The sequence below is a fragment of the Streptococcus pneumoniae genome (assembly GCF_001457635.1).
Taxonomy (GTDB): Bacteria; Bacillota; Bacilli; order Lactobacillales; family Streptococcaceae; genus Streptococcus; species Streptococcus pneumoniae.
Genome location: NZ_LN831051.1, coordinates 971,577 through 990,011, shown reverse-complemented (window position 1 = coordinate 990,011; position 18,435 = coordinate 971,577). Strand labels below are relative to the sequence as shown.

The window sequence follows — 18,435 nt, the reverse complement described above, 5'->3', positions numbered from 1 at the left end:
TCTCTACCTCATGTAAGATCTGATTGCTGCAACCATTTTTTTCGGAATGGAGCTTGGATAGATACCTTCATATGAAATCTCAGAAAGATTTTCAGAGCAAGTATTGTCGAAAGCTATCATTGGTTTTTTGTACTTAAGCACAAACTCATATGCATCTTCTAATTTTCGATCATGATTCAAATCCAAATACAAATCTGAAGCTATTACTATTTGTTCCAATAACATTGGTAAGGAATTTGGATATACGGTAACATTAGGAAAACGCGTTAAAGCTAGTAGTTCATTTGCCATATTTGTATAAGCAACAATATGAAAATGAACTTCTGGCAATTGCTCCGCCAAATAATCGATTTTCTCGACACACCAAGAATTCGTTAAATTAACACATTGCAACTTAAATATTTGTGATTTACTAGGATACTTCACACTCTTTGAAAACCATTCATTTAAAATAACAGACCAATCCATCAAAGAGTATTCCCACCAAACTTCTCTTAGACGTCCAACAGAAAATTGATTCCAAGGCTTATCCTGAGAAATATAGTGTAAAATTAGTGGCAGTGGTTCGAGCGGAATATCAAAAATGAATTGATGTTTAAAGGCTGCCGCCCCATAATCATATCCTATTTGAAAATTATATTGATCTTCAAGGGAACTATATTGATCTTTAAACAACATATTCAAAATTGACTGGTCTCCTTCTTCCACATTCTCATGTTCTTTTTCTGTTAAGTCAATCAATTTTTGTCGAATAGTTTCAGATCCCCATTTTTTGTTGTTAATCAAGAGAACACCAGCATTGAAGCCGACTCCTGCTCCAAAGCAAGAACGAGCTGCTGCCAAATAATTTTCACCTAAGTCTAATTCAAACAAATCGGTCAAATCACCAGTCACAATCAAATCACTATCTAGATAGAGAACTTTATCTTCTGTTACAAAATCTGGAATAAAATAGCGTGCAAATGTCATATGATTGATATGAGGTAATTTATTAGACCAATTCATTTGAAACTGTGAGCCAATTAACTTGCAGTCAATCAAGTCGCCCCCCATCTCTTGTAAATATATTCTTATTTGACTAAACCATTCCTGAGGAATGTCCTGATTTAGCAGATAAATTTTCAAATGACTATTGTGTCTACAGAGTGACTTCATCGCCGTTTCGATTTGTCGAATATAAGCGTAATCACCTGCAAATGCTACAGCGCGTTTGGTATTTCTCATTTTAAATCCTTATCATTTATTTTAAATAGTCTAGTTTAATATTCGTGCAACAATCTGACTGTTATAGGTTTCATCATCAATAAATTCAATATCTTGGTCGAAATTATGTTCTGCAGTATGTTTATGAGAAAATTTAACCTTAGTTTTAGCTCCCATTTTCATCCATTCATACTCTGAGTCAATATGGCCTACATCCAAAACTTGATAGCCCATCTGGCATAGATTATAACTCAGAACTTTTGCTGTAGGACCCAGCATACATAAAATAAGGCGATTTTCAGCATACTGTAATACAGCTTCTTGAATCTCTTCTATACGCGAATAAGCATTATGAGAAGGACAGATGATCCGCTTAATTGAATTTGCTCCATCAAATAAATCATTACCTACACCTGAACGTGAAGTTACTCCTTCTACAATCAGAATATCCTCATTCTTCCAAATTTGTTTTAATTTTTCAAATTGACTAAATGATTGAGATTTATCCACATAATCAATGTATGGTCTAGATACAAATGTAGTCCCATACCAATCTCCTCTAGCTAATTCTAGATAATCTTTTAAATGATGTTCTAAATGTCCCTTCCAGAAGGCTTCCGCTACTGATGTAAAATTGGAACGGTTAGCAAATACATTTGGTAAGCCGATAACTAATTTTTTATCACTTTGAAGAGAAATAATTTCTTTCAACTGACTTGCAAGATTCTCATCATAGACTTGATAAGGAATAGATTTTCCTAACATTAAATCCATCTCTCCATCTCCAAAGCGAATAATAGAAGATTGGTTTTCTATTATATAATCTAGAGTTTGATTGATATCCTTAACAATAATCGCTGGTGTTCTTGCTTTGAATGTTCCAGAAATAAGATTTTTAATATCTTCTACCATACGTTCAGGTGATTTTGAAGAGTATATCAGTTGTCCAAAAGAGTCATGTTGGGTACTCTCAAAAGAGAAAATGATTTTATTCATTTCATAAACTGAATTCACTACATCATGTGTCGAATGACCACAGCTAATATCCAAATACAAACCCATTCTTACTTTTAATTGTTCTAATTTTTCTGACGTTATAGCTGGATATAAACGAATATTTTGATAGTTATTTTGTAGTTCATATAACTTAGGCCCCATATCTGTCCAGGCTGCTACATCAAAGATAACATGTGGAAGATATTGAGCTAAATAATCTAATTGTTCAATGTCCTGTGTATCAGTAAATATTAAGCAATGAAATGTCTCCTGATTATAATCTTTTAAAAATCGAGAATGACTAGCATAGTCTTTGATAGCTTCTATCATTAAATTGATATTTTCTTCATCAAATACTATTTGATCATACATTCCATGCTGTGTATTAGAAAAACTTAAGATAGGAATCCCAAAGTTACGAACATCTCTCAAGATACTTTCAACTTCCGCCCCTTGATGTATATCCAGATAAATATCCACTTTTCTTTTCAGTTTTTCCAATACAGGAGGAACAATCTGTGGATGCAATCTCACATTATCATAGACAGCTAACTTTATCAGCTTATCACCCACATCCGTCCAAGCTGCGATATGAAAGACCACATCTGGTAGAGCCGTAACTAGCTCTTCTATCCCTTCTAAATCTTGGGAATTTGTCAAAGTTAAACAAGAAAATTCCTTATCTAGAGGCGATGTCATTTCAAACTCTCCTATATGGTGTTGTAAAATTTGATTCCACTCCAAAACATGAAATTCCCACCATAAATCACGGTAACGATTGGCTATCAAGGTAGTCCATGGCTTTCTGTAGGTCGTAAAATGAATCACCACTGGTTTATCGTTAAAAGCCAGATGTTCCTGCCAATTATTATACAAAGCAACCACATCATGTCCTACTTGTAAATTATAAGCTCTACCTAGTTCTAACCAATCATCTTGCAAGACTTGATTGAAAATCGTTTGATCACCATTAAAATGCTCAAAGCGACCTTCTTCAACTTCCTTCATTGTAACAATGCTCTGTTCAATTAGTTGTTCTTTTAATTTCTCTTGACGCCATTTTTTATTGTTGATTAATAGAACACCTGTATTAAATGTAATTCCATCTGTATCTTTAACTGCTGCGAGTGATTTTTCTTCTAAACAAATACTAAATAATTTCTCTAAAGAAGTATTTACAATCAAATCACTGTCTAAATATAAAACCTTATCTTCTTGGATATAATCTGCAATAAAATATCTAGCATAGGCAATTGAACTAATGTGAGCCTGTTTTTTCCAATCTTGAAACACAGTTTGTTCAGGTAGTTTAACATCGATAATCTCACTACCTAACATGCGAGCTATTTTTCGTGGTTTACGAAACCAATCTGGCATAATATCCTGATTTAAAATATAAATCTTAACATCTCGATTGTGGTATAAAATAGATTTTATGGTTGTTTCTAACTGCCTGATGTAATTACGATCACCAGCTAATACAATTGTTTTAATCATCTTGTTCTCTTATTCAACTCCCAAATGGTAAATTGCATCTACCAATAATTTTTTAGTAAAATAACCTTCTTTTAGCAAATAACTAAAGGTTTTTATCCGATTCGTCATTTCTTGATATTCTTGTAGATTCATTTTATCAACTATCTCATGAACTTCCTCTAGACTATTCGCCATAAAGCCTAAGCCTTGATCTACTATAAATTCAGCAGTTGACAAGCTACTTGGTACAATGACTGGGATGCCCGCTGTCAGATAGGTACTCACCTTATGAGATATATTTAAGGTATAATATTGGTTGCTTTCTCCATCGTTTTGATAAGTTCCCCAGACAAGCCCAAATCCACCTTTTGATAATTCTAGCAACAGCTCCTCGTCTTTTTTCCACCCCTCAATGCTGAGATTTCTAGCACTAGAACCGGCCTCCCCTTTATTTGAAAATACTCTCAAAGGCGTATCTTGAGACCAATTTTGTAAGTCTGGAAAACGCTCTAAACTTCCAGCAAAAAAAAGTTCTTTTTTAAAAGCAGGGGTGTATAAGGATAAATCATGAGGATGATCCCACATACCTTGAACAAGAATCTTCTTAGTCGTCAATCCTTCTTCCATCAGGCGTGTTTTCATTCTCTCTGACGGCACTATCAAAACATCTGATAGATTATACATGTACATATAGTCTTTCATGAGATAATAGTTACTATCAAACATGAGGGGAACAACATCATGGATAAAGCAAATAATTTTCACCTGCATATCCTTTAGCTTATCAAACAAGAGACGATCAAATTCAAAGCCATTCCAGGTTGGAGACTGAAAGACTAAGATATCACCAATAGAGATACTGGCCATAATACCATCCAGACGCTTATTCATTTCAGAAGGACTATCTGAAGCAATGTTGTAAAAATAAATACCAACCTCTCTAAATCCCAGTTGACTAGCTATCTTTTGAACAGCATTTTGAGCTAAGATAACCGTACTATCACCAGCCATGCCGTATAAATTTGTTAAATGTAATTTCATATTATGCTATCTCATTTTTTATTACTATCTACGGAAGTAAAGACAATTTTTCCATCATTCTTCTATAAATCTCTGTAAGTTGCATATTTTGTTCTTATTCAACACTATCTAATTGATTTCTGTCAATCAAAATATGGTTTATTAAATCATAACCCAAACTAATTAGAATAGACCATCTTTGAAATTCTTAGAAGTATCTTCCAGGTCCAGTAAGTATCAATTCTTTAACTGCCTGTATTTTAGTATCCATCAATATTTAATAATTCTTTAATCGCATCTATCATTTTTTCCGGTCTCTTAGATTCACAGATAAAACTTGCTTTTTCTACATTATGACAGGTATTATCAAATGAAAGAATAGGTTTTCCAATTAGATACACCTCTTCAATAATATTAGAAATTTCATTTTCATGATTAATATCCAAATAGAAATCAATCTTTTCTAAGACCTTTTTGAAATTCATCGGATTAAATGAGGGCAGTATTTGTACATTTAAATATCGTTGTAAATCAACAATTTCAGATGCAAATCCTGTATGAGCTAGAATTGAAAAATGAACCTGCGGTAATTCTCTAATCAAATATTCCAGATGCTCTATGTGACAAGTATTTGTAAAAATAGCTGTATGATAGAGTGGTGCTTCTATGAGTGAGTTTAATCCCTTCTTAAAGTTAGCCTTTCTCATCACAACATCAGACCATTCCAAAGAATAATAGAACCACCAATCTTCTCTAAAGCGATTTACATTCACTTGATACCATGGTTTGTCTCCTGTAAAATGAATAATTTTTGCAGTCTCTTCTAGTTTCAATGAATCGATATACCAATTTTCAATTTGATAATTTCTTGCAACTGTATCCATTCCAACCATAAAATTATAAGAAGAATCTAAAGAATACCAACGATTTTCAAATAATTTATTTAAAATCCCCTGATCTCCGAAAGTACTAGTATGAAATTCGTTTGTCAATTCAAGTAGTCTTTCTGTTGCGTTTTCTTGTCTCCATAAAGCAACATTAATGAGCATGACTCCTGAATTAAAAGTAGATGGAACTAAGGCATCTGCTACAGCCGCCAAAAGGTAATCTGTAATATCCTCTAAAAACAATTCATCTATATTTGTTCTAACTATAATATCTGAATCCAAATACAAGGCCTTATCTTCCTTCACAAATTGAGGAATAAAATAACGAAAAAATGCAGCATAACTCAAATGAGACAATGGAAGATTATAGTCTCGTAGACTATGATTTGTTATTTTTACATTAACAATCTCTGATGATAATAACTCTAGTCTTTTAGACATTAATTGAAACCATTCTGATGAAATATCATCATTAAAAACATAAAATTTCAAGTTACGATTGTGAGCACAAATTGATTTAATTGTAGTCTCTACCTTATCTTGATAGCCATTATCTGCGCCTAAAACAATAACTTTCTTTTCCATTTCTTTCTCCTCTTAATCTATATACTTTCTAATTTCCTGAACCATTTTTTCTGGCTCGGTAGGAGAAAACACTTGAGCTCCCTCGTTGCAATGATTCGTATTTGAAAAAGAAAATACTGGTTTACCCATAATCATTACTACATTTGTAATATCATCAATCTCATCATGATGGTTTATATCTAAATAAAAATCTAATTTATTCATTACTTTATCATAAGAAAAACGATTATACTGTTGATAAACTGTTACATTAGGATATCTCATTAAATCAATAATATTAGATGCAACCAAAGTATGAGCAAATATATAAAAGTGAACATCAGCTAAATTCTCTATCAAGTATTCTACTTGTTCCAATTCACAACTATTGGTAAAAATAGCTGTATAAGCCTTTGGTACAACTGTCAAATCTTGATAGGTCTGAAATACTCTTTCTTTACGTAACAAAATATCAGACCATTCCAATCCTTGATAAAACCACCAAATATCTTTATAACGATTTTGACTTAAAGGTAACCAAGGTTTTTCTCCAGTATAATGAATAATATAAGGTACTACATCTTCAGGAAGGGCTGAATTGTACCAAGATGATAGCGCTTCAGGAGTCGTCTCAACCGCAATATGAATCAAACTATCCAAACCAACCATAAAATTGTATTTTCTATCCAACTTTTTCCAGTTTTCTCCAAATACCATATTGAGAATACCTTGATCCCCAAAAACTTCTTGATGATGTTTATTTGTTAGCTCAATTAGTTTTGCAGAAAGATTTTCTTGTCTCCATTTACTAACGTTAATCAACATCATTCCTGAATTAAAGCGATTTTCATACCCTTTTACAAAATAGTCCCGAACACCAGCAATCCAATAGTCTCCTAATTCTTCCTGAAATAGTTCATCCAACGAATGAGTCACTACTATATCCGAATTAAGATATAAGGCTTCTTCTTCCACTACAAAATCTGCTATAAAATATTTAAAAAATGTAGCGTAGGATAAATAAGCACTTGGAAGATGATAGCCCTTTAATTGATGATTCGAAATCTTGACATTGACAATTTCTGAATCAATTACTTTTAATCGTCTATTCATAACTTGAAACCATTCGCTCGGAAGATTATCATTAAAAATATAAAATTTTAAGTTTCTATTATGCGTACATACCGACTTAATTGTGGTCTCTAGCTTATTTAAATAACCATTATCTGCTCCAAGAACGACTGCTTTTTTCACTTTATTTCTCCTCATAGATTATCCCTGTTAATAAAAAGTCTAACTCCTCTAGCCTCTTAGTTTCAATACTGTTTTCTAGTCCTTTTTCATTTGCAATTCGATGCCAATAGCCTAGATAAAAATGATGTTGTTAAACGTACTGACTTATATCGTAATCTTTTTATGCTACCATCGCAATCCTTTCCAATCTCAAATCATGATTATCTCTAATCATTTTTTTCTGAAAAACCATTATTTGAAATGCTAATCTTTCGAATACGATATATAAGTTATTTTTTACTTGCATAAATAACTCATAATTTGTACCTATATCTTCTTTAATCCTTCCTGCTGGAAATGTTATTTGATCAAATAGTTCACATTTTAATAACATCCTCTATGACGTATTATATGTTAAATCTCCACTTCAAAAATGGGGAACTGTTCAACAACTTCTCTCCCACTATAAACTTTTTCATACTCATCTCCATAAGCATAAAAAAGATAAGTTGCTCTTTCCTTATCATAAGCACCATAACAAGCTATTGAAACATCTGCTTTATGCTTTATTATCAGTTCATATAGAGTTTCTAAGTAAGAAGAATCTATCCAATCATCTGAATCTATAAAAGTAAGATAGGAACCTTTTGATTGCCTTATTCCATAATTACGTGAAGCTGATAGTCCACCATTTTCTTTGACAAAGTATTGAAAGCGAGAATCTTTTTTCAACATATTCCCTACAAATATCTGCTGAATTATCTGGAGAGGCATCATTGATTAATAAATCCTCAAATGTTGATACGTCTGATTCTTAATTCTATCCAATCACATTCGTAAATAATTCTCAACACTGTAGATTGGAACGACAATACTGATTAACTCTTGTTTCATATTATTACCTATTCGAATCCTCTAATAAAAATAAGATTTCATCAATCCATCTTATAGTTTTAGTAGCATCATAAATTGTTTGTTCACTCATTACTTGACGTCTTTCTTTTAAAAACAGTATAAAATGAGATAAATATTTTGTAGTATCTATTTTCCTAGAAACAAGAAATGTAATAAAATTCAATCTTTGTTGAATATCGCTACGAATTTTTTCTAATCCGAAACGCCTATTAACATTATCGATACGATAAATATAGCTATCCCTATTGACATACACAACTCTACTAGAAATAAGATATAATTTTAACCAAAATTCCATATCTTCCCCAAGAGTTGTCATTTCGTTAAAAGCAATCTTATCTGATAGACATTTGCGAACTAATTTGCCACATACAAAACGATATGAGTAGTCAAAAGTGTCTAAATCTATAAATTCATCAATTAATTCTTGATTTGTAAATACTCTTTTTCATAACCCCTCTGAAAGGAATGAAAATACCAACAATTATTCCCCATGTGAAACTTTTTATAAGTAGATACTGATATATCAGCTTTCTCATCTATAAGCGCATTGTAAAGAACTTCCAAATAATCAGAATCCACCCAATCGTCTGAATCAATAAAAGTAATATACCCCCCTTCGAACATTCAATACCTAAATTTCTAGCCGAAGATACTCCCCCATTTTCCTTTTCAAAATATTTGAAACGAGAATCCTTCTCAACATATTCTCTACAGATTTCTGCTGAATTATCTGTAGAACCATCATTTATCAACAAACATTCAAAATTCTGATAAGTTTGATTCAGAATGCTATCCAAACACTGTATCAAATAATTTTCTACATTATAGATGGGAACTATAATACTAATCAAAGTTTTACTTTCATAATCTGCTATTTTAGATAATAGTTTTTGTTTTTCTTGTTTGTATAACTGTTTATACTGATTATTCTCTGGTACAAATTCTATGTCATGATAATTCAAATGTAAATATTTTATTTTTTCAACTAATAATTTTGTTACATCACTCTCATCTTTAAAAAACAAGTCATACTTTCCGAATATCTTAAATACATCTAATTTTTCTTCTGAAAACTCTTTAGTAGTAATTGAATTTGGACGAATCCTGTAACCATAGATAACTTTTGGTAATTTAATCCATTTTCCTGAATAACTTACCAACTCAGGAACAACTGCTAAATCTTCAAATATCCATCCCTCTGGAAAAAAATCTTCTGTTAATAAACTTTTTCGAAACAATTTTGGAAAAACGCTAACTCTCAGCTCATTTAATGCAAATTTCCCCAATTTGTCATCCTTGGTCATTAATGTTTGTTTCTCAAAATCATGACAGACTCTATCCACTTTTATTTCATCATGGAAATTTTCAATCATTCCTTCTATAACATCAACATCATCTTCGATGTGTTCTATTAAAGTTTCTAAGAAATCAGGATAAATATAATCATCACTATCTACAAAGGCTACAAAAGTAGACTCTTCTCTAATATGACTAATCCCTGTATTTCCACTTAAACCTTTATTAGATTGATTGATTAGTTTGAAACGACCATCTGTTAGATACACTTCCGCTATTTGTTGTGAGCTATCCGTGGATCCATCATTAACCATAATACATTCAAACTTTTTATAAGTTTGATTCTAAATACTATCCAAACACTGTCGCAAATAATTTTCAACATTATAGATTGGAACTATAATACTGATTAATTCGTTTTTCATACTATAATTATTCGGCTCCTAAAATTTTTTATCTCTGTCACCATCCCATTTGCATCTTCTTGTCTAAAAACTTTACTAAATCCACTTGAATCATGATTAGTATTCTCAAAAGAATAAACAGGCTTATTCTGTTCTATTGCTCTATTGACAATACCATCCACCTCTCCCCAATGGTTTATATCTAAATAAATATCTGATTTCTTCAACAAGTCCTCAATAATATCATCATGATGAACATTTGTGTATATATTTACGTTTTCATAACGATTAAAACTTTCTAGATAATCCGAAATATTTGTTTTAGCTGCTATATGAAAAGCTACCTCTGGCAGATTCTGAACAAGATAGTCTAAATTTTCTAAAGTGTCTGAAGCTGTTAAAGTGAAAACATGAAACTGGTGTTGTCTCCTAGGACTGATTTTCAAATCCTCTTGGGAAGTAACGATAGAATTAGCTGGTATATCTTTATAAATCAGCGTATTTGCTCCAATAATGACATTATCCCCAATCGTCACTCCTTTTAAAATGACGACATTAGTCCCAATCCAACAATTTTTTCCAATAGTTATTTTGTCAGCAGTAAATTTAATTTTTTCGATATGGTAATTTGAATATTTATGGTTATGGTCAAAAATCCTTACTCCATCTCCAAACATAGTATCTTTACCGATTTCAATTTCTTTACCACAACGAATCGTACAATGATCATTAAAGAAAACTCTATTTCCAAGTGTTAATTTAGCATTATCAGATGCTTCCAAACTTATAAATGAACGCAGTGTAACATCCGTTCCTAGTTCAATAGTAGCAGTAGGAGATATCTCTATATGATGAAAATCTCCTAATAACTTTACAGAATCTTTAAAATCCATGTCTATCTTCCACTTCTCTCAATTTTTCAATCATTGCTTGAACTTGGTCAACAGCATATGCCTCCTGACCTACTTCATAGGTTTTAGTATTTTCAAAGGATAAGATAGGCTTGCCAAGATTAGCAAATTGATTGATAATTTCCTCTGTTTTTTCACCATGATTAATATCTAAAAGTACTTGACTGGTTTCTACCAATTCATTATCGACATCTACCAAATAGTGAATTCCGTTAAATATAGTCACGTTTGGATAAATTGTCATCTGAGCCAATCGATCACTAACTATTACTCTAGCTGCTATCTTAAACTGAATATCAGGCAAGGATTGAACCAATGACTCAATTTGTTCAATATGGTCTGAGGCAGTATAGATTAGACAAGTGAAAGGTTCCTTTATTGGATAGATGTGAGATCTTTGTAATGGATGTAAATGATGGTTTTGTCCCAATTCTGTCCATTCAAGCCCATGATAGTACCACCAAACTTCACGATAGGTTTGGGCCGCCAAATCTTTCCACGGTTTCCGATGAGAAAGATAGTGAATAATAGCAGGATAATCCTGACCCTCAGGCAATTGATAATCAGCAAACTGTTTATGAATGACAATATGATTATAATCAAAGTCCAATTCCAACCATTTATGTTCAAAAAGCATATTCAAGATGCTCTGATCTGCCTGATCCACCTTATCATGCCATTCATTGGTTAAATCAATTAATTTTTGGGTCATATTCTCTTTTTTCCAAAAAGCATTGTTTACCAAGAGAACACCGGCATTAAAGATTTCTTGACCAAAATAAGCTCTGCCCCCAAAATCTCTAACAGCAGCCAAAGGATAATCTTGTAAGTCTGTAGCAAACAAGTCATCCAGATTTTTCGTTACAACTAGATCACAGTCCAAGTAGAGGGCCTTGTCTTCTTGCACGAAATCAGCTATGAAATAGCGTAAAAAAACTGTGTAACTAATATCCGATTTATAACATGAAATTTGCTCAGAAGTTACCCGACAATTAATAATTTCTGAATCAAACTTCTCTAATCGCTTATTTAATTGTTTGATCCATTCATTTGGAAAATCGCTATGAATCAGATAAAAACGAAGCGAGCGATTGTGGTAACAGATAGACTTGATTGTCGTTAAAACTTGGTCTACATAGGCATAATTTGCTGCTAGGACAATGGCTTTCTTTTCACTTGATTCTTGTACCGTTAACTGATTTAAAAGTCTTTTTTTCATTTCAAACTCTTTATATATTGCTGTGTCAGATAAACCACTAGCTTGACCGTTGGCGAGACTGACTTCCAACATCTGACGATAAACTGCCAAATGTTTCTCTAGAGGATATCCCATATTAGCTAGTAGCGTAATACGTTCAGACATAGCATCAACTAAGGCGTGCATCCACTTTTCTGTCCAAACTCTTGATAAACTACCTTTTCTAATCCGATAAGCATAAAGACCTTTATTTAAATAAATTACCTTTTCTGATAATAAATATACCTTTTGATTGAGGTAACCATCTTCTCCTAATTTACCCATGTCAAAGCGCAACTGCTCAAACAATCTCGCCTTATAGAGTTTACCCCAAGCAGATATCAAAGCGAAACTCCTCATTTCTTGAGTTTCAGACAAATTCTCAAAGATGGAAACATTGTCATATACCTTCTCATAATAGGAGTCTCCTGATATATGAAAGTAGAGCATTCCTTCACTTTCGTTGAAAGAATAGTAATTCCCAACTGCAATATCAGCTTGATATTCTGTTATTTTTTTATATAGGGTTTCTACATAATCTAACTCAATCCAATCATCTGAATCCACAAAGGTCACATAATTTCCGGACATATTATTCAGACCGGTGTTTCGTGCAGCTGACAGCCCAGCATTTTTTTGTTCTATATAGAGAATTCGGTGAGCCATTTCTGCAAATTCTTTACAAATTTCACCTGAAGCATCCGTAGAACCATCATTAACGACAACAATCTCAATATTTTTATATGTTTGAGAAATAATACTATCTAGACATTTCCTCAGATAGTTTTCTACATTGTATACTGGTACAATGACCGTAATTTTATCATCCACTAGCAATTTTCTCCTTGATTTATGTGCGCGAGTTAGTTTAGCCTAACTTTACAGGTTGTCTTACTCTTCTTCATCACGTTTACGGCGTTTCGCAACCAATCCAATACCTGTAACAGCTGCTAGAACTCCAAGTAACACAGATCCAATTGACGACTCAGTACCTGTATTAGGCAATTCTTTTTGGGATTTACCTGTCGATCCAGAAGTATTTCCAACTTGTGAGTTCGAATGGTTTGCTGAATTTGAAACTGAGGTACTTGCTGAAGCTGACGCACTTGTCGACGCTGAAGCTGAGGCACTGGTTGATGCTGATTCAGACGCTGAGGTACTTGCTGAGGCTGACGCACTGGTCGATGCTGAGGCCGAAGCACTGGTACTTGCTGAGGCTGAGGCGCTGGTTGACGCTGAAGCTGACGCACTGGTACTTGCTGACTCTGATGCACTGGTACTTGCTGAGGCTGAGGCACTTGTGCTTGCTGAAGCGGACGCACTCGTTGATGCGGAAGCTGACGCACTGGTACTTGCTGACTCTGATGCACTGGTACTTGCTGAGGCTGACGCACTTGTGCTTGCTGAAGCGGACGCACTCGTTGATGCGGAAGCTGACGCACTGGTGCTTGCTGAAGCTGATGCACTAGTACTTGCTGAGGCTGACGCACTCGTTGATGCCGATTCAGACGCTGAGATACTTGCTACAGATGACTTGGAAACTTCTGTACCTGTATTTGGCAATTGCTGTCTTGACTTACCTGCTGAAGCCGAAGCACTGGTTGATGCTGAGGTTGACGCACTTGTACTTGCTGAAGCTGAGGCACTTGTGCTTGCTGAGGATGAGGCGCTTGTGCTTGCTGAAGCCGAAGCACTTGTCGAGGCTGAGGCTGAGGCGCTTGTACTTGCTGAAGCTGAGGCACTTGTGCTTGCTGAGGATGAGGCACTGGTACTTGCTGAGGCCGACGCACTTGTTGATGCCGATTCAGACGCTGAGGTGCTTGCTGAGGCTGACGCACTCGTTGACGCTGAAGCTGACGCACTGGTACTTGCTGACTCTGATGCACTGGTACTTGCTGAGGCTGACGCACTGGTTGATGCAGATTCAGAAGCTGATGTGCTTGCTGAGGCTGACGCACTCGTTGATGCTGAAGCCGATGCACTTGTTGATGCTGAAGCTGAGGCGCTTGTTGAGGCTGAAGCTGACGCACTGGTACTTGCTGAAGCTGAGGCACTTGTACTTGCTGAAGCCGAAGCACTCGTTGATGCTGAAGCTGATGCACTAGTACTTGCTGAGGCTGACGCACTGGTACTTGCTGAAGCTGACGCACTGGTACTTGCTGAAGCCGAAGCACTCGTTGACGCTGAGACTGAAGCACTTGTGCTTGCTGAAGCTGACGCACTGGTACTTGCTGAAGCCGAGGCACTCGTTGATGCTGAGACTGACGCACTCGTTGATGCCGATTCAGACGCTGAGATACTTGCTGAGGCTGATGCACTGGTTGATGCTGAGGCTGAGGCGCTAGTACTTGCTGAAGCCGAAGCACTGGTGCTTGCTGAAGCCGAGGCACTGGTTGATGCGGATTCAGAGGCACTGGTTGACGCTGAGACTGAAGCACTCGTTGATGCTGAAGCCGACGCACTGGTACTTGCTGAAGCTGAAGCACTTGTTGATGCTGAAGCTGAAGCACTCGTTGATGCTGAAGCCGAGGCACTTGTTGATGCTGAAGCCGAGGCACTTGTTGATGCTGAAGCTGAAGCGCTTGTCGATGCTGAGGCTGAAGCACTTGTCGACGCTGAAGCTGAAGCGCTTGTCGATGCTGAGGCTGAAGCACTGGTTGATGCGGAAGCCGAAGCACTGGTACTTGCTGAAGCTGAGGCGCTTGTCGATGCTGAGGCTGACGCACTGGTTGATGCAGATTCAGAAGCTGATGTGCTTGCTGAGGCTGACGCACTCGTTGATGCTGACTCAGACGCACTCGTTGACGCTGAAGCCGAGGCACTTGTTGATGCTGAAGCCGATGCACTGGTTGATGCTGAAGCTGAGGCGCTTGTTGATGCTGAAGCTGATGCACTAGTACTTGCTGAGGCTGACGCACTCGTTGATGCCGATTCAGACGCTGAGATACTTGCTGAAGCCGAAGCGCTTGTCGATGCTGAGGCTGAAGCACTGGTTGATGCCGATTCAGAGGCACTTGTACTTGCTGAAGCCGACGCACTCGTTGATGCTGAAGCTGAAGCGCTTGTCGATGCTGACTCAGACGCACTCGTTGACGCTGAAGCTGACGCACTCGTTGATGCTGAAGCTGAGGCACTCGTTGATGCGGAAGCCGAGGCGCTTGTGCTTGCAGAAGCCGACGCACTCGTTGACGCTGAAGCTGACGCACTGGTTGATGCTGAGACTGAAGCACTTGTGCTTGCAGAGGCTGATGCACTGGTACTTGCTGAAGCCGACGCACTCGTTGACGCTGAAGCCGAGGCGCTTGTCGATGCAGATTCAGACGCTGAGGTGCTTGCTGAAGCTGACGCACTCGTTGACGCTGAAGCTGACGCACTGGTTGATGCTGAGACTGAAGCACTTGTGCTTGCAGAGGCTGATGCACTGGTACTTGCTGAAGCCGACGCACTCGTTGACGCTGAAGCCGAGGCGCTTGTCGATGCAGATTCAGACGCTGAGGTGCTTGCTGAAGCTGACGCACTCGTTGATGCTGAGACTGACGCACTTGTGCTTGCTGAAGCCGAGGCGCTTGTTGATGCGGAAGCCGACGCACTGGTTGATGCGGAAGCCGACGCACTCGTTGATGCTGAAGCTGACGCACTGGTACTTGCAGAGGCTGATGCACTGGTTGATGCAGATTCAGAGGCACTCGTTGATGCCGATTCAGAGGCACTCGTTGATGCGGAAGCTGACGCACTTGTTGACGCTGAAGCTGAGGCGCTTGTGCTTGCTGAAGCTGATGCACTTGTGCTTGCTGAAGCTGATGCACTTGTGCTTGCTGAAGCTGAGGCGCTTGTCGATGCTGAGGCTGAGGCACTGGTTGACGCTGAGGCTGAGGCAGACGTTGATGCGGATTCAGACGCACTTGTTGATGCTGACTCAGACGCACTTGTACTTGCTGAAGCCGAAGCGCTTGTCGATGCTGAGGCTGAAGCACTGGTTGATGCCGATTCAGAGGCACTTGTACTTGCTGAAGCCGACGCACTCGTTGATGCTGAAGCTGAAGCGCTTGTCGATGCAGATTCAGACGCTGAGGTGCTTGCTGAAGCTGACGCACTGGTACTTGCTGAAGCCGACGCACTCGTTGACGCTGAAGCCGAGGCGCTTGTCGATGCAGATTCAGACGCTGAGGTGCTTGCTGAAGCTGACGCACTGGTACTTGCTGAAGCCGACGCACTCGTTGACGCTGAAGCCGAGGCGCTTGTCGATGCAGATTCAGACGCTGAGGTGCTTGCTGAAGCTGACGCACTCGTTGATGCTGAGACTGACGCACTTGTGCTTGCTGAAGCCGAGGCGCTTGTTGATGCGGAAGCCGACGCACTGGTTGATGCGGAAGCCGACGCACTCGTTGATGCTGAAGCTGACGCACTGGTACTTGCAGAGGCTGATGCACTGGTTGATGCCGATTCAGAGGCACTCGTTGATGCCGATTCAGACGCTGAGATACTTGCTGAAGCTGAGGCGCTTGTGCTTGCTGAGGCTGAGGCGCTTGTGCTTGCTGAAGCCGATGCACTTGTTGAGGCCGATTCAGACGCTGAGGTACTTGCTGAAGCTGAAGCGCTTGTCGATGCTGAGACTGAAGCACTCGTTGACGCTGATTCAGATGCTGATGTGCTTGATGAAGCCGAGGCGCTGGTACTTGCTGAAGCCGACGCACTTATTGATGCTGAAGCTGAGGCACTCGTTGACGCTGACGTACTTGCGCTGGTTGAGGCTGAAGCCGAAGCACTGGTTGAGGCCGATTCAGACGCACTGGTTGACGCTGAAGCCGAAGCACTCGTTGATGCTGAAGCTGAGGCGCTTGTACTTGCTGAGGCTGATGCACTGGTGCTTGCTGAGGCTGACGCACTGGTACTTGCTGATGCTGAGGCACTCGTTGACGCTGAAGCCGAGGCGCTTTGACTAGCACTTACTGAGAGTGACTTAGACTGTGAAAGTGACTGACTGGTCGTGCTAGATTCAACTACCTTTCCTCCACCATTGAAGTAGTTAATTCCAATTCTATCTGTTCTAGCAGCGTAAGGGGTAAATGTAAAGGATGTATCCGTTCCATTAATTGGTACAGTCCAAGATGATGTTAATCCATATCCTTGCTTAGCAAAGAAACCATTCATTTGGGCACCATTTCCCCAAGTATACCCACTACCATGCGTCGTCATTGTAGATGTATTATAGGATCGAACCTGTCTACCATTTTTGTCAGTAATGTAGTTCTTTACACCTGAAGGTTTACCAAGACCACTGCCAAGGGTTAACATTGTTTGTATTGAAGTACCTGAATTATAGATAGAATATCCATTACTCATCCTTGATATACTACCAAGAGTCTTTGTTGTAGGATTCACATACGTAACCGTATAGGTAAAGGTCAATTTTGAACCATCATTTATCACTGTCAATTGATAGTAAATTGGAACACGATATACCGAATCTACACCTTCACCTGTATAAACTTTTGTCTCACTTTTAGCAATATTTAGACTTGCATTAATTGCAGGGGCGCCATTTACAGTCGTATTGCCAGAAAAAACAGCAGCATTTATAGAAGCCAGCAATTGCTCGATGGAATCCACTGAACGCTTGCGTCGCTTAGCATAAGATTGGAGATTGACATTTGTAACTGATGCTGCATAATCACTAGCTGGTTTCTTACGATCTTCTTCGACCTTCTTAGCAGTTGCTTCTGTAGCGGCAGCTGTTTGTGATCCTACCACAGTAGATGATGCAGAGATACTTGTCGAATCCGATGTACTTGCTGATTCTGATGCACTTGTACTCGCTGAGGTCGAAGCGCTGGTTGAGGCTGACTCAGATGCAGATGTACTTGCCGACTCTGAAGCTGACAAACTAGTTGAACTCGCTGAATTACTTGTAGATATCGTACCTAGAACTACTGTACCATTTGTTGCCAAAGCATCCGTTTTCTCTACAGTTTTTTCAAGTACTGCTGACTCATTTGTAAATACCTTCGTTTGAGTTGCAACGGTTCCACTTATGACAGTTCCCGCAGCAACTATCCCCTTGAGGATATCAAGCCCAGTAATTGAATGACTTACTTTATCTTCTACCGTTTCGGTCACGACCTGAGTAGTATCAACACCACCTCGCAAGACCTTAAACAAGCCAAAAAGAGAAGTCGAGGCCCGTAGCCAATGCTTCCCTGATTTGATTAATTTGAACCGAGTTACTCGGTCTGTTTCTCTATATTCACCCTTCTGACGTCTAAAAAATATTTTGAAATTTCCTTTCGAGT

9 protein-coding genes and 2 pseudogenes are annotated in these 18,435 nt (G+C 37.9%); all 11 read right to left on the bottom strand.

Annotated elements, in window-relative coordinates:
• Positions 1–3: 3 nt before the first annotated feature.
• On the bottom strand, positions 4–1,224 hold the full coding sequence (locus AT689_RS05330; protein WP_001246433.1) for a glycosyltransferase: 1,221 nt from the start codon (positions 1,222–1,224) through the stop codon (positions 4–6).
• 30 nt (positions 1,225–1,254) lie between these two features.
• The gene (locus AT689_RS05325) at positions 1,255–3,696 is read right to left on the bottom strand and encodes an SP_1767 family glycosyltransferase (RefSeq protein WP_000598039.1); all 2,442 of its coding nucleotides are present in this window, start codon (positions 3,694–3,696) and stop codon (positions 1,255–1,257) included.
• A 9-nt stretch (positions 3,697–3,705) separates the two neighbouring features.
• A complete protein-coding gene (locus AT689_RS05320) occupies positions 3,706–4,716 on the bottom strand; it encodes a sugar transferase (protein WP_000766256.1) in 1,011 nt (336 codons plus the stop codon).
• 239 nt (positions 4,717–4,955) lie between these two features.
• A complete protein-coding gene (locus tag AT689_RS05315) occupies positions 4,956–6,167 on the bottom strand; it encodes a glycosyltransferase family 8 protein (RefSeq protein ID WP_000412756.1) in 1,212 nt (403 codons plus the stop codon).
• 12 nt (positions 6,168–6,179) lie between these two features.
• A complete protein-coding gene (locus AT689_RS05310) occupies positions 6,180–7,400 on the bottom strand; it encodes a glycosyltransferase family 8 protein (protein WP_000710434.1) in 1,221 nt (406 codons plus the stop codon).
• A 393-nt stretch (positions 7,401–7,793) separates the two neighbouring features.
• Positions 7,794–8,114 carry a glycosyltransferase gene (locus AT689_RS13420; protein WP_001867569.1) on the bottom strand — a complete coding sequence of 107 codons (321 nt, stop codon included), beginning with the start codon at positions 8,112–8,114 and terminating at the stop codon, positions 7,794–7,796.
• Between the two features lie 163 nt (positions 8,115–8,277).
• Positions 8,278–9,148, bottom strand: a pseudogene (locus AT689_RS05300) (glycosyltransferase family 2 protein).
• Between the two features lie 468 nt (positions 9,149–9,616).
• A pseudogene (locus tag AT689_RS12500) lies at positions 9,617–9,907 on the bottom strand (glycosyltransferase); the annotation flags it as partial.
• A 107-nt stretch (positions 9,908–10,014) separates the two neighbouring features.
• Positions 10,015–10,890 carry a DapH/DapD/GlmU-related protein gene (locus AT689_RS05295; protein WP_000345937.1) on the bottom strand — a complete coding sequence of 292 codons (876 nt, stop codon included), beginning with the start codon at positions 10,888–10,890 and terminating at the stop codon, positions 10,015–10,017.
• The gene (locus AT689_RS05290) at positions 10,880–12,976 is read right to left on the bottom strand and encodes a glycosyltransferase (RefSeq protein ID WP_000341092.1); all 2,097 of its coding nucleotides are present in this window, start codon (positions 12,974–12,976) and stop codon (positions 10,880–10,882) included. Before AT689_RS05290 ends, AT689_RS05295 begins: the two co-directional genes overlap by 11 nt.
• A gap of 60 nt (positions 12,977–13,036) precedes the next feature.
• The gene (locus AT689_RS11650) at positions 13,037–18,415 is read right to left on the bottom strand and encodes an accessory Sec-dependent serine-rich glycoprotein adhesin (protein ID WP_078376735.1); all 5,379 of its coding nucleotides are present in this window, start codon (positions 18,413–18,415) and stop codon (positions 13,037–13,039) included.
• Positions 18,416–18,435: the final 20 nt, after the last annotated feature.

Excerpts from the sequence above, each read along its gene's own strand:
- AT689_RS05295 (WP_000345937.1), bottom strand. The coding sequence starts at position 10,890 with ATGGATTTTAAAGATTCTGTAAAGTTATTAGGAGATTTTCATCATATA.
- AT689_RS13420 (WP_001867569.1), bottom strand. The coding sequence starts at position 8,114 with ATGTTGAAAAAAGATTCTCGCTTTCAATACTTTGTCAAAGAAAATGGT.
- AT689_RS05320 (WP_000766256.1), bottom strand. The coding sequence starts at position 4,716 with ATGAAATTACATTTAACAAATTTATACGGCATGGCTGGTGATAGTACG.
- AT689_RS05315 (WP_000412756.1), bottom strand. The coding sequence starts at position 6,167 with ATGGAAAAGAAAGTTATTGTTTTAGGCGCAGATAATGGCTATCAAGAT.
- AT689_RS05325 (WP_000598039.1), bottom strand. The coding sequence starts at position 3,696 with ATGATTAAAACAATTGTATTAGCTGGTGATCGTAATTACATCAGGCAG.
- AT689_RS05330 (WP_001246433.1), bottom strand. The coding sequence starts at position 1,224 with ATGAGAAATACCAAACGCGCTGTAGCATTTGCAGGTGATTACGCTTAT.